Below are 15,159 nucleotides of genomic sequence, written 5' to 3' on the forward strand. Positions count from 1 at the left end.
TCTGTTGCAAATGCAATTTACTGACTATCCTATTTATTAACTTCCAATATCTGCGAAGTTTTTAACCTATCCATCCATTTTTCTAAATAAACAAGGTTAGCAGTTTGTTCAGACTGATCTTCCGTATCCACAGGATAAGGTAATAGCCCCAAAATTGCAGCACTAGTTACACAAAACATCGACTTTTGGAAACTCATACAAATTTGCACCCGCAAATCATCTTCACCCCTCAGACTGCGTTTATAAATTTCATGTAAATAATCTGGTAAATAATGGCGCATATCTTGCATTAATAATGTGGGAGGAATACCCGCACCGCCAATAGGTAAAGGATCAGCGTATAATGCACCATATTGAAATCGTGATTGATCTGGGGGAACTTGGTATGCTTGGGCGTTCAGAGAAACTGTACCTAAAAACGGAGTTCCTCGGAAAAATACTGCTTCTACATAAGGAACTGCGGTATCCGCAAGGAAGGTTAAACCAACTGATTTGGGAATGATTTCATAGACTTTATCTCTAATTTTTACACTATAGGTAATTGGTCTTAAAGCATCTGCGACTAAACCTGCTTTAATATGGTCTACAACTTCAGGAATTGATTTAATTTTACCCTGGTCGTAGAGGTCTGATAAACTGAGGAAGATATCAGCCATGACTCGCCAAAATTGACCTAACCCACTGTAATAGGCAGAGACGCGCAACTGTTCGATTAAAAAATCGGGAAACAGTTGATTTATACCCAACATTACCGGATTATTTTTCAATTTAGCATTAATCACAACTTTGCATCTATCAGCAAATTCCTGACTATCTAAATAGGCATCTAAACCACCGCCACCATGCCACATCATTGTTTTCATGCAATATTCTGCATATTCAAAATTAATCCGGTCATGCCACCAGTGACGCAGTAATTTATTAAAAGAAACCTCTCCATCAAAATATTTAAAAAATGGAAAATTTATTAAAAATTGATGTTCGGCAATGTAAATTAGATTTTTTGAATAGGCATCTAAAACTATACCATAACTTTTCAGAATCCCGACAACTTCTAAAACATTTTCAGGACTGTCTTTAAGTAATGCTTGACCAGTTTGTAAGCGTTGAATATATTCAATTAAGGGATGATTTGCAGGTTTATTTTTCATATTAAGCATTACTATTTCTCCAGAAGATTAAAAATATAGCAACAGTCAAGGTGGTTAGGACATCAACAGATGATAAAACATAGACACTAAAAGCCTTTCAACTGGAGTCACCTGTCAAGAGTCACCTGCTATAAGTAGGTCTGATTTCGATAAATTTAAAAGACGAGGTCGTAGTATTCCTAATACCTACTACAAACCTAACATCTTCTAATTTTTTTCCGCTTGATCTACAGATACATTTGCTACTAAACTTGGTGTATTGACCATTGCTGTAATAGTAGCTTGACTCCAATGCGCTAACCAAGCAGGTTGGATGCCGAAAACGACAATTAACACAGCTAAGATAAATGCGGGAATGCGATCGCTCCAATAAACCCGTGGTAAATTAGTAACTTGTGCAGACAATCGGCCAAAAAAAGCTCGGTTGAGCAGAATTAAGAAGTAAACTGCTGTTAAACCCGTACCCAGCATTGAGATCAGGGTTTGGACTGGGAAAACCTCAAAACTACTCCGGAAAATAATGAATTCGGAAATAAAACCTACCATTCCCGGTATACCTGCACTGGCCATGACTCCCAAAACCATCAAAGTCCCAATGACAGGCATTCCCCGTTCTGGGTTCAGCAGTCCCCGAATCACATCTAAGTCACGACTACCAGCTTTTTTATACACCACTCCTACCACCAAAAACAGCATGGCAGAAATTAAGCCGTGACTAATCATTTGCATGACAGCACCCAAAACGCTTAAATGTGTACCTGCTGCTGCTGCTAACAAGATATAGCCCATGTGTCCAATAGAACTATAGGCTACCATTTTTTTCATGTCAGTTTGAGCGATCGCACAGGAAGCACCAAAGAGTACACTAATCACTGCCCATGTTGCTAAGGTTGGTGCTGCATATTCCCAAGCATCAGGTAACAAGTTCATCCCAAATCTGAGTAAACCGTAAGTTCCTAATTTCAACAATACCCCAGCTAACAGTACAGAAATGGGTGTAGAAGCTTCAACGTGGGCATCTGGTAACCAAGTATGGAACGGAACTAGAGGAATTTTAATCCCAAAACCTACCAAAATTCCTACTAGTAATAATACTTGTGTCCCTAAAGGTAGAGTGTGAGCATTCAAGGTTGCTAGTCCAAAACTAGGAGAATCACTCAACCACACCATTCCTAGGAAACTCGCTAAAATTAAGATTCCCGAAACAGCAGTGTAAATCAGAAACTTTGTAGCTGCATAACCCCGTCTTGCACCACCCCAGATTGCAATTAGCAAATACAAAGGTATCAATTCTAGCTCATAAAACAGGAAGAATAACAATAAATCCTGTGCTAAAAATGCACCTGTTACTCCTGCGCTTAACAGCAGGACTAAGGAATAATAAAATCTAGGACGTTGAAGAGATTCATCACTACTATAGATAGCAATACCTGTCAAGAGTCCATTTAAAAGCAGCAATGGCAAGGATAAACCATCTATACCTAGATTATAGTTTAAGCCTAAAGCATCTATCCAGGGCAGAGACTCAGCAAACTGTTGTCCGGCTTGTCCTGGATCAAACTGAATTGTGAGGAAAACTGTCCATAAAAAAATTATGACCGCAAAAGTCAACGCTACTCTACGGGCTAGTTTTCCGCTGATCACAGCAGGATAAAAACCGATTAACGCTGCACCCAATAAAGGTAGCAAAATCAATGTACTCAGCATGATAATTTGTAGGGTGTAGGGTGTAGGGGAGATGGGAAGATGGGGTGGTGGGGTGATAGGGTGATGGGGTGATAGGGAGAAATATATACCTCCTGCCTTGTGCCTCCTGCCTTGTGCCTCCTGCCTCCTGCCTTCTGCCTTCTGCCTCCTAAAACGGCAATTTATCGAGTAAACCCAATGACCAGCTAATGAAGAAACCAAGAACGCTGATCACAACGAGGATGGTTAACATATAACCTTGAGATTGACCGGAAATGCTGTACTTTAAACTTTGTCCCCCGAAAATGGCAGCAAAGCCAACCAAGTTCACCATACCATCTACTAAATAGCGATCGCACCAAGAGGAAATCTGGGATAACAATGCTACTGCACTCACTATGGTGAAACGATAAACTCGGTCAATGTAAAAATCATACCCTAATAAATCTTGCACAAATCTCCATCCGAGAATTGTGGATCTTGACCAACCTTTGTGTAGATAGATTGTTGAGCCAATACCCACTCCTAAAACAGTGGAAGCAAGCAAAGCTGAAACTACGTACCAATCAATACTTTCCCAACCTGGGAGTAAGTACCATTGCTGTAACATCAGTGGTAAGAGCAAGGTCAATATGGTTAAAGTCACCATTGGCAAAGCCATTTGCCAACCCACTTCTGGGGCGCGGCGAGTTTTTTGTTGCGGTTTACCCCAGAATATTAATCGGAAGACTCTGGTTAAATTCAAGGCTGTCAAGCCATTGACTAACACTAAAACTATAATCACCCAAGGACTAACTTTTACCAAACCATCAGCCCAAGCCAACATTGCCCAGAAGCTTCCTAGTGGTAGCAGCGTTACCATTCCTGCTGAACCGACGACAAAAGCTGTAGTTGTTGCTGGCATCCGTGACCACAAACCACCCATTTCTGTCAAGTCTTGACTTTGAGTAGTGTATATGATAGACCCAGAACTCATGAATAATAATGCTTTGGCGATCGCATGAGTTAAGAGCAACATCAAGGCCACACCTCCCTGTTGCAAACCCACTGCCAAAAACACCAATCCCATATAGGCACTGGTAGAATGGGATAGGGCGCGTTTAATATCAATTTGCGCCAGCGATACTAATGTTGCTCCCACCGCCGTTACTGTCCCCATCACAACTAAGGCATTCAGCGCCACTGGTGAGAGTGCCAGCAATGGTTGAATTTTATATAATACATAAGCACCACCAGCCACCACTAGGGAGTTTCGCATTACTGATGCTGGGTTGGGTCCTTCCATTGCCTCATCTAACCACAGGTGTAGGGGAAACTGGGCGCATTTACCAGCAGGTCCGGCAATCAAAGCTATACCTAGTAATGTTGAGGTCAATGAATTTAAGTTAGCTGTTTGCGCCCACTCATACAAATCGGAAAAGTTCAAACTACCAGCCTGAGTTGAAAGAGTAACCACACCCATCAGCAATAGCAAATCTCCCACCCGCTTAGTTAAAAACGCATCTCGCGCCGCCGTTACTACCAATGGTTGAGCATACCAAAAACCCACCAGCAAGTAAGTAGAAAGGGTGAGGACTTCCAACAGGGCATAACTAAGGAACAAAGAATCACTAATCGCTAGACCAGTCAAAGCTGCTTCAAAAAATCCCAGTAACCCAAAAAACCTTGCTAATGACCAATCTTTTTCCATGTAACCCAGAGCATAAATTTGGGCTAACAGACTTAACCCTGTAATTAGAACTATTGCCCCAATACTAACTGGCGATAGTTCTAAGGCAAATGTTAAGTTAAAATCCCCGGCTTGAAACCAAGTAATTACTAAAGTTTCTGGATCTCTATGCCAAATATCTTGAAATACAAACAGGCTATGGATAAAAGCTACCAAGGTCGTTAACAAATTGAGGTATGCCGCAGGTCGTGGACCTGTACGTTGAATTATTCCTATGCTCCAAGGCAAGGTTAAAATCGCACCCAATAAGCTATAAAAAGGCACAAACCAACTTGTGAAAAATAGAAACTCATTCATTTAAATTTTCCTTGACGATTCAGCCTTTAGTTTCTTAAACAACTTTAAAACAATCATTTGCTTCTTAAAAGTTAATAGCAGTAAAAATCAGGTTTTTTTAACTTTTCTTCTCCTAAATTTGCCTCAGCATTTTTACCTCAACAACCCCTATTAAATGCCAGTTAAATATAAGCTTACATATTTAAAAGCATTTACTTTTGTTCAGAAATCCTCCCATTACAAATTTGTATTTCTACTCTCAGTAGAGAAGTTTATATGATATATTTGAAAAATTAATATATCGTTTATTTAAATCTATGTCCAAATAGCAAAACTAGAGGAAAGACTGAGACAGTAGAATATACAGCCTCTGATCAACCCTCACCAGATAGGATTAGACTTGATTATGAATGTTGTTTTGGAAATGTGATAAAGAAATTATAAAGCATAAGTGGCCGCTCTAGGAATCCGTAAACTTTAATAGATTCTGGTGGCGTATTAAGTTTTGTTAAGTTTTTTAAAACTTTTTTATTACAAACTATTATAGTAATTTATGTTGCCAGGGATGCCAAGGTTTCATATCCTTAAATTTAGAAGTGTTTTCTTCTCTCAAGATCAGCATCCCCGTCAAAATTTTCCGCCCATAGTACAGATTGCATTAAATTTTTAGGAGTTCTGCGATGCCAATTGCAGTTGGAATGATTGAGACTAAAGGCTTTCCAGCAGTAGTAGAAGCTGCTGATGCGATGGTGAAAGCAGCCCGTGTTACCTTAGTAGGATATGAGAAAATCGGTAGCGCCCGCGTGACGGTGATTGTCCGGGGTGATGTATCTGAAGTGCAAGCTTCAGTAGCGGCTGGGATTGAAGCAGCTAGAAGAGTAAATGGTGGTGAAGTGTTGTCTACTCACATTATTGCCCGTCCTCACGAAAACCTAGAATACGTCTTACCAATTCGTTATACCGAAGCAGTAGAACAGTTCCGAACCTAAAAACTGTTGACACAAAGTGATTAACGGGGTTGCGTACTTGAGTGTAAATTTTTCCCAGGAATAAACTTGAATTAAGGATTAAAATAATGTCGATTGCAGTAGGAATGGTTGAAACGCTGGGTTTTCCAGCAGTAGTAGAAGCTGCTGATGCGATGGTGAAAGCAGCTCGCGTTACCTTAGTCGGCTACGAAAAAATTGGTAGCGGTCGGGTAACAGTAATCGTGCGGGGAGACGTTTCCGAAGTTCAAGCTTCAGTAGCTGCTGGAGTAGACAACGTTAAGCGTGTAAATGGTGGACAAGTGCTGTCTACCCATATTATTGCTCGTCCTCATGAAAACTTGGAATATGTCCTACCAATTCGTTATACAGAAGATGTAGAGCAATTCCGGGAAGGAGTTAACGCCATTCGTCCTTTCGGTAGAAGACCGTAGTTAAATGCAAATTGCCAAAGTACGTGGCACTGTAGTTAGCACCCAAAAAGATCCTAGTCTCAGAGGTGTGAAACTACTCATGTTGCAATTAGTAGATGAAAACGGTAATCTCCTGCCAGAATACGAAGTAGCTGCCGACAACAGTGTAGGGGCAGGATTAGATGAGTGGGTACTTGTCAGCCGTGGGAGTGCGGCCAGACAGTTGCAAGGCAACGAACAACGTCCACTAGATGCAGCAGTGGTGGCGATAATAGATACTATTCACGTAGAAGATCGCCTCATTTACAGCAAAAAAGACCAATATAGATAGTCAGGATATAGGTGACAGGTGACAGGGAACAGGTGACAGTGGGAAGCAGCAGGGGAGCGGGGAGCAGGGAGCAGGGGGAAAATAACCACTGACAACTGAGAACTGAATCACTGAGAACTGATCACTGAGAACTTACCACTGAGAACCGACCACTGAGAACTGACAAAAAGCTTATTTCAGGAGGAATCTCACAATGGCAGTCCGCAGCACGGCGGCACCCCCAACCCCGTGGTCAAGGAGTTTAGCTGAACCCGATATCCATCAAACCGCATTTGTACATTCTTCTACAAACCTAATTGGAGATGTACACCTGGGGGCGAATGTGATTATTGCTCCAGGAACTTCGATTAGAGCAGATGAAGGCACACCCTTTCATATCGGTGAGAATACTAATATTCAAGATGGTGTAGTCATTCATGGGTTGGAGCAAGGCCGAGTAGTTGGCGATGATGGCAAAGAATACTCGGTATGGATTGGCAAAAATGCTTCTATTACCCACATGGCGCTAATTCATGGGCCAGCTTATGTTGGTGACAGCTGCTTTATTGGCTTTCGCTCCACAGTATTTAATGCCAGGGTAGGGGCAGGTTGCATCGTGATGATGCACGCTTTAATCCAAGATGTAGAAATTCCCCCAGGGAAATATGTAGCTTCTGGTTCAATCATTACTACACAGCAACAAGCTGATAGATTGCCAGATGTACAAGCGCAGGATCAGCAATTTGCTCACCACGTTGTGGGTATTAACCAGGCTTTAAGAGCCGGTTATCGCTGTGCAGAGGATAGCAAGTGTATTGCTCCCATTCGGGATGAACTAGCTAAAACTTATACAAATATTACTGTTGAAGAATTGGAAAGGAGTAGTGAAGTGGCAAGCAATGGTTTGGGTGCAGAAACAGTAGAACAGGTGCGTTATCTACTAGAACAAGGATATAAAATTGGTACAGAACACGTTGATCAAAGACGTTTTCGCACAGGTTCTTGGCAAAGCTGCCAGCCAATTGACACTAGATCATTAGGACAGGCGATCGCCGCATTGGAATCTTGTTTAGCAGACCACAGTGGCGAGTACGTGCGTTTGTTCGGTATTGACAATGGTAAAAAACGGGTATTAGAAACTATTATCCAACGTCCAGATGGTGTAGTAGCTACAAGTACATCTAGTTTTAAAGCTCCTGCGGCTGCATCTTACAGCAGCTACAACGGTAACGGCAATGGTAATGGTAACGGTGCAGTTGCTAGTGGTAGCCTCAGTGGAGAAACTGTGAACCAGATTCGCCAACTCTTGGCTAATGGTTACAAAATTGGTACAGAACACGTTGATGAGCGCCGTTTCCGCACAGGTACTTGGCAAAGCTGTAATCCCATTGAAGCAACCTCAGCTAATGATGTAGTTGCAGCTTTGGAACAATGTATGGTTTCTCATCAAGGTGAATACGTCCGTTTAATTGGCATTGACACCAAAGCTAAACGTCGCGTATTAGAAGCCATCATTCAACGTCCTAACGGTCAAGTAGTAGCTTCTGGTAGCGCGAAAACAACAGTAGCTACCTACGGTGGTGGAACAGCAACAGCAACAGCAACTAGCACCCGGTTGAGTGCAGAAGTAGTAGACCAACTGCGCCAATTATTACAAGGTGGTTTGAAAATTAGCGTTGAACACGTAGACCAAAGACGTTTCCGCACAGGAACTTGGGCCAGCTGCGGTCAAATTCAAGCCACAAATGAAAGAGATGCGATCGCTGCCTTAGAAGCTTTCCTCTCTGAATATGCTGGCGAATATGTACGCTTAATTGGCATCGACCCCGCAGCCAAGCGCCGCGTGTTAGAAGCAATTATCCAACGTCCATAATTTAGGTGACAGGTGACAGGTGACAGGTGACAGAAGGCAAGAGGCAAGAGGCAAGAGGCAAAAGAAAGAAGAGTTGAACAATAAAGAATTAATTTTTCTTCCCCTGCTTCCCCATCTCAAAATTATTCTCAATACTTATTTTTCCGGCTTCCGAGGTAAAAAATTCCATGTCTGTGCCGCTGCTACGCCTGGGCGACAGTTTTGATTCTCATATTAGTGGCGACGTAAATATTCATAAAAGCGCCGTAATAGCACCAGGGGTAATACTCCAAGCAGCTGCCAACAGTAAAATTATTATTGGTCCTGGAGTCTGTATTGGCATGGGGTCAATTCTCCAAGTCAATGAGGGTATCCTAGAAATAGAAGCAGGAGCAAACCTGGGAGCCGGCTTTTTGATGGTTGGCCAAGGCAAAATTGGAGCTAATGCTTGTATCGGTGCAGCTACTACGGTATTTAACTGTTCTGTCACACCTCAACAAGTAGTACCACCAGGTTCGATTTTGGGAGATAGCAGTCGGCAAATTGAGGCAAATATTGAATCAAATCCACCAGAAGTACCAACTTCTACAGATACCGCTACTACGAATCCTCCTGAACAACAACCAGAGAAAAAAGTAATTACTTCTACTCAATTCTCTGCTGCCGCCTTTATAAATTTCCAACAACAATCTACTTCCGTATCTCCACCTTCTCCTACTCCGAAAAGCCAGTCTCCACCAGTAGCTCAAACGCCTCTGGTTACTGACTCCACCCCAACAGAAACCACTCTCCCAGGTTCTCCAGAAACTAACATTCAGGAATCCGAACCCAGTCCAGCTAACACTGAACCCAATAACACTTTTGGGACACAGATATATGGACAAGGAAGCATTAACAGACTGTTGATCACATTGTTTCCCCATCGGCAATCCTTGAGCGACGAAAACTCCGATCATTCATCAGAGTAAGTGCTAATTGTTAGTTGTCAGTTTTGTGAGTATCCTGGTAAATAAATATGGAAACATATAATCAACGCTCTCTTAGCACCATCCAGGCATCACGTCGCCGCGACAACCTCAAGGATACGGCCTTGGGTTTAGTATCGACCCTCAGCTTTCCGGCTATAGTTGGTACTGCTGATATGATGTTGAAATCGGCTGGAGTCCACTTAGTAGGCTATGAAAAAATTGGTAGTGGTCACTGTACGGCGATTGTCCGGGGTGGCATTGCTGATGTGCGTTTGGCTGTAGAAGCTGGTGTACAAACAGCAGAACAGTTTGGACAATTGGTTTCTAGCTTGGTGATTCCTCGCCCTTATCCCAATTTAGATATAGTTTTACCTATTAACCGCCTAAGTCAAATGATGGAAGATGGCAATTACAGCCGTCTGAGTAATCAAGCAATTGGGTTGGTAGAAACACGAGGCTTTCCGGCAATGGTAGGTGCTTGTGATGCCATGCTTAAAGCCGCAGATGTACATTTAGCCTCCTATGAAAAAATTGGGGCTGGTTTATGTACAGCTATTATTCGCGGTACGGTAGCTAATGTGGCTGTAGCTGTGGAAGCTGGGATGTATGAGGCAGAAAGAATTGGTGAGTTAAACGCAGTCATGGTCATTCCTCGACCTTTGGATGAGTTGGAGCAAACCTTACCAGTGGCTAGTTGTTGGGTTGAAGAACGTGAACCGTTAAATATTCCCTTGAATATCAAGGATAAAATTGTTGATGCCGAGGCAGTAGAATTACCAGATTTGGCCAAATTGCCTGTCAAAGTGAAAGAAGAATTGTGGGTTGATGAATGATGAATGATGAATAATCAATAACTTGGATATTCAGCATTCATCTTTGGTTGGAAGGCATCTTACGTTTTGTGTTGTTTTGATAATAACTTCTTGATTCCATAAGTCCAATACCACACTTCTGATAGCGAAGATAGAGTTTTATCTATAATTAGACTCATAAGTTGGTATGTGTGACACTACATAAACTTGCTAGTGTGCAGTGATACTAAATATATGTCTAAAGAATTGCTATTAGAGGAGAATTAGATTGAACCAAGCGACGCTGCACCAATTGAAGGTGTTCGAGGCCGCTGCACGGCACGGTAGCTTTACTCGTGCTGCTGAGGAATTATTTCTCACCCAACCGACCGTTTCTATGCAAATTAAGCAGCTAACAAAATCGGTGGGTTTGCCATTATTCGAGCAGGTGGGAAAGCGGTTATTTTTGACGGAAGCAGGAAGAGAGTTGTTTGCCACTTGTCGCCAAATTTTTGAGACCATAGCTCAATTTGAGATGACTGTGGCAGATTTAAAAGGATTGAAACAAGGTCAATTACGATTGGCTGTGATTACTACGGCAAAATATATAATCCCGCGTTTGTTGGGTCCATTTTGTCAACTTTACCCTGGAATTGATATCTCACTGCAAGTTACCAATCATGAAGGAATTTTGGAGCGCATGATTGCTAATCTGGATGACTTGTATATTATGAGTCAAGTGCCAGATCATGTAGATGTCAATTTCGAGCCTTTTTTAGAAAACCCTTTGGTAGTTTTTGCACCTGTTGGCCATCCTTTGGCACAGGAGAAAAATATTCCCATAGAACGTTTGGCAGAAGAACCGTTTATTATGCGCGAACCTGGTTCAGGTACTCGTCGTGCTGTGCAGTCTCTGTTTGATGAACATGGGGTAAAGGTGAAGGTGAAGTTGGAATTAGGAAGTAATGAAGCGATTAAACAAGCCATAGCTGGGGGTTTAGGGATTTCGATTTTATCTCGTCATACCTTGTTGACAGATGCTCATGAGTTCAGCATTTTGGATGTGCAGCATTTTCCGATTAAGCGTATTTGGTACATAGCTCACCCAGCAGGCAAACAATTATCAATTGTCGCTCGTACTTATTATCAGTATCTGTTGGATGCGGCTAAGAAGATTGTCGAGGAAAGCATAGCTCCTCAAAGTATTACCGGAACTAGGGTGTAGGGGGTAGGTTGTGGGGTGTAGGGGATAAAGAAAAAGTCGGGTGATCAAACTACGACCCTACTCTACACCCAACGCTTGACTGTGAAACCGGAAACCATTGACAATTAACCAGCAGAACCATTAAATCAGGTAACAGGCAAAAGGTGACAGTGATAACTGATAACTGATTGCTGTTAACTGATACACAAGGGGGGAAATTGGCGATGAATAACCCGGAATTATCATCTTGGCGCAAAACAGTACAAAGCAAAATTGTTGCTGTCACTGTTTATGGGGACAAAGCTTTAGTTACAAGACGAGGTGTTGTCTCCTTAACGGGAGAAGAACGGGAGTTATTAATTACACCATTACCTGTAACTCTGGAAACTGAGTCTGTGAGAGTCAGTGGTACTGGAACTGTAGGAGTGCGGTTGTTGGGAGTTAGCAGCGATCGCATCTATACTACTGAACCAGTGGCGGAACGAGTAGCACAGTTAACGAGACAAATTCAGCAATTAGAGGCAGAAAAACGCCATCTGCAAGCGCAAATAGATGCCTTGGCATTACAATCTAATTTTATTGCTGGGTTGGGAGATAAGACGGAAGAACCTTTTGCTCAAAGTTTGTCGCGGAAGAATCTCAGCTTGAGTGAAACTTTAGATTTTTTGAATTTTATTGGTAGCCAGTATAGCGAATATGCGATCGCATCAGGAGAATGTAAAACTCAACAACATGAGTTAGATAAACAATTACAATCACTGCGTAGCGCCTTACAAAAAATCCAAACACCCCAACCCAAAGAAAGTTTAAGCATAATTGTGGGGTTGGAAGTTAGCGGTGAAGGTGAGTTTGAATTAGAAATGTCTTATGTGGTAAATCGTGCTAGTTGGAAACCACTTTATGATTTACGAGTTGATAGTACCAGCAATATTTTACATCTAACTTATCTGGCAGAAATTACCCAAACCACAGGGGAAGATTGGTTAGACGTGGCTTTAACTCTTTCTACTGCTAAACCAGGATTAGGTACACTTCCACCCAAGCTCAAACCTTGGTATATCGACACTCCACATCTTCGCGCTAACGATACTTTAACTGTGCAGCGTTCCATGTCTCCTCCACCTGCTATGGCTGTGCTGTTACCAGCACCTAGCAGTATGTCAAAACAAGTAACAGAGGAGGATGAAGAACTTTCTCTGCAAGCAGAAACAGTTGTTACTGAAGTATCTAAACAAGGCAGCGTAGTTACTTTTAAACTTAATAGTGGTGGTAATATTCCTAGTGATGGCGCACCTCATAAAACTACAATTTTTCAAGATGATTTTCCTTGTAAATTTAATTATGTGGGAATGCCGCGTTTAGTTAGTTTTGCTTATTTGCAAGCTAATGTGAAAAATAGTTCAGATGGTGCAGTTTTATTACCAGGGAAAGCAAATATTTTTCGGGATACTATTTTTGTCGGTGCAACTCAATTAGAAAATATTGCTCCAGGACAGGAATTTAAAATTAATTTAGGTATAGATGAAGGTTTAAAAATTGAACGGGATTTAGTTGAACGTCAGGTAGATAAAAAGCTGATGAGTAGTCAACGCCGTGTTACTTATGCTTATCGGGTGGTAATTACTAATTTGTTAAATAAAGAAGCAAGTTTGAAATTAACTGATCAATTACCTGTGAGTCGGAATGAGCAAATTAAGGTGAGGCTAACTCGTTCTAACCCGCAAATTCAATTAAGTGAAATTGGTATTTTGGAGTGGGATATTGTGTTAGCAGCGCAGGAAAAGCAGGAGGTATATTATCAGTTTACTGTGGAGCATCCGCCGGAGTTAACAGTGTTGGGGTTGGATATTTAGAAAGGTGGGGGATTGAGAGATAATCAAATCTATTGTAAGAATAAAATAATAATTGTTTATTTTAATTTAGAATTAAGTAAACATTTGCAGAAATTCTTTCAAATTATTTAAAGTAGGATGCTCAAAATCCCAAATCTCTGCTTTTTTCTCCATCGCATACTCAAAACTACATTTACGCTCGGCTTGCTTTTTGTCCCGTTTTGAGCAAGTATCAAATCTTAGATATATAGAAACCCAGAATTTATCAAAGTCTTTAATAGTGATTTCTTGACCATGATCATTCAGGCAATTTTTCCAACTTTCTAAGCAATCAGCATAATCAGAATTTTTACTCTTAATATTTCGTAGGACTGTTTCCAGTTCTCCTTTTCCATCAACGTTGGTAAAATAGCAAGCCAGTTGGATATTGAAACCATCAAAATTTATATTTATGTATTGTTTAACTTTTGTAAGTAATGGTGAACCCGGAAAAACTTCTTGAATACACTCATTAATAAAATTGATTCTCTCACGTTCTCCCTTGTCATCAATATCAATAACAATACCTACCCTTTCAATCTCGCCCTTTTGTATGTCAGCTTTTAAATCTTTGAGAGCATCTTTTAGTTTTGTTTGATTTAATCCATTCATCGACCTATAATCATCTTCTGAAAGAATAATCGGAGGTGCAACTTCTATATTAAAATTGAGGTAACGAATAATTGCCTGTAAAAAATATTTATCATTATTGCTTTCTACAATCAAAATATTACTACTCACCTCGCACCTCCTTTTTATGACTTATTCCATACTCTAAAGTATTTAAATCTCGTTTAATGGCAAGTATCTTGCCTGTCTTTAGATGTTTTGTTAGCTCAAAATGAGCAGCCATATTTTGATAATCTGAACCAGATTTTATAAAAGCTTCAATCATTTCTAAACTATGTGTAGTTGCAAATATTTGTACATTTAATTCATTAGCTAACCTGTAAATAATACTCCAAAAAGCAGCTTGGTTAGAGTGATGAATGCCATTTTCTATTTCATCAATCAACAAAATGCTATTTTCATTATTTACAATTCTTAAAATCATATCAGCAATGCGATTTATTGCATCACCGAACAAAGACAAAGGCAACTTACTTTCTCCTTCTCTCTTAACATAAAGAGTTGGTTCACCTATACTCAAACTCTCTACACCAATAATGGAAGAATCAATACTCTGAAAGGCTCGTAGAAGCTCATTTTCTCTTTTCTCATTCAAAAGAGCTTTGTCAAACTCTTCTGTCAATTCCCTGCTAGAAACTCTCAAAAAAGAGGGGATGAAGAAAGCATTTTTTATGTCAGGAACTTTTATGTCCCTAGCTATGATACCCTTAGCACTAGAAATAATTAGATTTTCAAAAGCTTCTTTATTATTAATTCTTGTTTTCAAATGCATCACAGATAATACAGACTGACTTCCTGAAAAAAGACTGATAAGTTTTTCATTATCATCATCATTATCCTGTTGATAGGTATCTTCTAAATTTTGCACAGATTCATCAATAAACACCTCAACCATTTTTGAAGAACCGTTTTCAAGAGTAGATTCAATAACAATTTCGCTACTTTTATTTTGTTGATAAAAGAAGTTGTTCCAGGTTCTTTCTGGTAATGATCTACTCAATTTAGACGATTCTCTTCTTACTTGCCGCAACAAAAAAATAGTATCTGGTCTTGGTGTAATATTGAGGAATAATGCTTCTAATAATGCAGTTTTACCAACATTGTTTTTTCCACTAATTAAATTAATTTTCTCGAACCCAGATACTTTTAAATTGTCGAAGCATCTAAAATTTTTAATTTCAATATTCTTAATCATTTTAGCCTCCAAATCAATACATTTACTTACATTACAAACATATATAATTCCTGTATAAATTAGCAATTACATTGTTAGCTATTATTATATATTATTT

13 protein-coding genes are annotated in these 15,159 nt (G+C 40.4%); 8 read left to right on the forward strand and 5 right to left on the reverse strand.

Features of this window, described 5'->3' with window-relative positions; genetic code table 11:
- Positions 1-29: 29 nt before the first annotated feature.
- From A0J48_RS11000 to A0J48_RS11010, 3 genes are all read right to left on the reverse strand, one after another.
- Positions 30-1,160: a CO2 hydration protein gene (locus tag A0J48_RS11000; RefSeq protein WP_200323008.1), complete on the reverse strand. Its 1,131-nt coding sequence runs from the start codon at positions 1,158-1,160 to the stop codon at positions 30-32.
- Between the two features lie 198 nt (positions 1,161-1,358).
- Positions 1,359-2,858 (reverse strand): NADH-quinone oxidoreductase subunit M, encoded by a 1,500-nt coding sequence (locus A0J48_RS11005; protein WP_200323010.1) that lies wholly within the window; start codon positions 2,856-2,858, stop codon positions 1,359-1,361.
- Positions 2,859-3,006: 148 nt separating this feature from the next.
- On the reverse strand, positions 3,007-4,863 hold the full coding sequence (locus A0J48_RS11010) for an NAD(P)H-quinone oxidoreductase subunit F (RefSeq protein WP_200323013.1): 1,857 nt from the start codon (positions 4,861-4,863) through the stop codon (positions 3,007-3,009).
- A 659-nt stretch (positions 4,864-5,522) separates the two neighbouring features.
- On the opposite strand from A0J48_RS11010, the gene A0J48_RS11015 reads away from it, so the two are divergent.
- The 8 genes from A0J48_RS11015 to A0J48_RS11050 all read left to right on the forward strand — a co-directional run bounded on the left by A0J48_RS11015 (position 5,523) and on the right by A0J48_RS11050 (position 13,219).
- Positions 5,523-5,831 carry a carbon dioxide-concentrating mechanism protein CcmK gene (locus A0J48_RS11015; RefSeq protein WP_006276527.1) on the forward strand — a complete coding sequence of 103 codons (309 nt, stop codon included), beginning with the start codon at positions 5,523-5,525 and terminating at the stop codon, positions 5,829-5,831.
- Positions 5,832-5,917: 86 nt separating this feature from the next.
- Complete coding sequence (locus tag A0J48_RS11020) at positions 5,918-6,262, forward strand: carbon dioxide-concentrating mechanism protein CcmK (RefSeq protein ID WP_013190980.1); 345 nt, start codon at positions 5,918-5,920, stop codon at positions 6,260-6,262.
- Positions 6,263-6,266: 4 nt separating this feature from the next.
- Positions 6,267-6,572, forward strand: a complete 306-nt coding sequence (locus tag A0J48_RS11025; protein WP_200323014.1) for a EutN/CcmL family microcompartment protein — start codon at positions 6,267-6,269, stop codon at positions 6,570-6,572.
- A 193-nt stretch (positions 6,573-6,765) separates the two neighbouring features.
- Positions 6,766-8,424, forward strand: a complete 1,659-nt coding sequence (locus A0J48_RS11030) for a ribulose bisphosphate carboxylase small subunit (protein WP_200323015.1) — start codon at positions 6,766-6,768, stop codon at positions 8,422-8,424.
- A 167-nt stretch (positions 8,425-8,591) separates the two neighbouring features.
- Positions 8,592-9,371, forward strand: coding sequence for a transferase (locus tag A0J48_RS11035; protein ID WP_200323016.1), 780 nt, complete (start codon positions 8,592-8,594; stop codon positions 9,369-9,371).
- Positions 9,372-9,418: 47 nt separating this feature from the next.
- Positions 9,419-10,204, forward strand: a complete 786-nt coding sequence (locus A0J48_RS11040) for a carbon dioxide-concentrating mechanism protein CcmK (protein ID WP_200323017.1) — start codon at positions 9,419-9,421, stop codon at positions 10,202-10,204.
- A gap of 247 nt (positions 10,205-10,451) precedes the next feature.
- On the forward strand, positions 10,452-11,387 hold the full coding sequence (locus A0J48_RS11045; protein WP_200323018.1) for a LysR family transcriptional regulator: 936 nt from the start codon (positions 10,452-10,454) through the stop codon (positions 11,385-11,387).
- A 203-nt stretch (positions 11,388-11,590) separates the two neighbouring features.
- A complete protein-coding gene (locus A0J48_RS11050) occupies positions 11,591-13,219 on the forward strand; it encodes a mucoidy inhibitor MuiA family protein (RefSeq protein WP_200323019.1) in 1,629 nt (542 codons plus the stop codon).
- 72 nt (positions 13,220-13,291) lie between these two features.
- On the opposite strand, the gene A0J48_RS11055 is transcribed toward A0J48_RS11050, so the two are convergent.
- The gene (locus tag A0J48_RS11055) at positions 13,292-13,978 is read right to left on the reverse strand and encodes a DUF3226 domain-containing protein (protein WP_200323021.1); all 687 of its coding nucleotides are present in this window, start codon (positions 13,976-13,978) and stop codon (positions 13,292-13,294) included.
- Positions 13,971-15,062: an AAA family ATPase gene (locus A0J48_RS11060; protein WP_200323023.1), complete on the reverse strand. Its 1,092-nt coding sequence runs from the start codon at positions 15,060-15,062 to the stop codon at positions 13,971-13,973. The genes A0J48_RS11055 and A0J48_RS11060 overlap by 8 nt, the downstream gene beginning before the upstream one ends.
- Positions 15,063-15,159: the final 97 nt, after the last annotated feature.

This window comes from Sphaerospermopsis aphanizomenoides BCCUSP55, assembly GCF_001586785.1.
Taxonomy (GTDB): domain Bacteria; phylum Cyanobacteriota; class Cyanobacteriia; order Cyanobacteriales; family Nostocaceae; genus Sphaerospermopsis_A; species Sphaerospermopsis_A aphanizomenoides_A.

Coding starts and splice junctions, on each gene's coding strand:
- A0J48_RS11025 (WP_200323014.1), top strand. CDS start 6,267: ATGCAAATTGCCAAAGTACGTGGCACTGTAGTTAGCACCCAAAAAGAT.
- A0J48_RS11050 (WP_200323019.1), top strand. CDS start 11,591: ATGAATAACCCGGAATTATCATCTTGGCGCAAAACAGTACAAAGCAAA.
- A0J48_RS11035 (WP_200323016.1), top strand. CDS start 8,592: ATGTCTGTGCCGCTGCTACGCCTGGGCGACAGTTTTGATTCTCATATT.
- A0J48_RS11060 (WP_200323023.1), bottom strand. CDS start 15,062: ATGATTAAGAATATTGAAATTAAAAATTTTAGATGCTTCGACAATTTA.
- A0J48_RS11005 (WP_200323010.1), bottom strand. CDS start 2,858: ATGCTGAGTACATTGATTTTGCTACCTTTATTGGGTGCAGCGTTAATC.
- A0J48_RS11040 (WP_200323017.1), top strand. CDS start 9,419: ATGGAAACATATAATCAACGCTCTCTTAGCACCATCCAGGCATCACGT.
- A0J48_RS11030 (WP_200323015.1), top strand. CDS start 6,766: ATGGCAGTCCGCAGCACGGCGGCACCCCCAACCCCGTGGTCAAGGAGT.
- A0J48_RS11015 (WP_006276527.1), top strand. CDS start 5,523: ATGCCAATTGCAGTTGGAATGATTGAGACTAAAGGCTTTCCAGCAGTA.
- A0J48_RS11010 (WP_200323013.1), bottom strand. CDS start 4,863: ATGAATGAGTTTCTATTTTTCACAAGTTGGTTTGTGCCTTTTTATAGC.
- A0J48_RS11000 (WP_200323008.1), bottom strand. CDS start 1,160: ATGCTTAATATGAAAAATAAACCTGCAAATCATCCCTTAATTGAATAT.
- A0J48_RS11020 (WP_013190980.1), top strand. CDS start 5,918: ATGTCGATTGCAGTAGGAATGGTTGAAACGCTGGGTTTTCCAGCAGTA.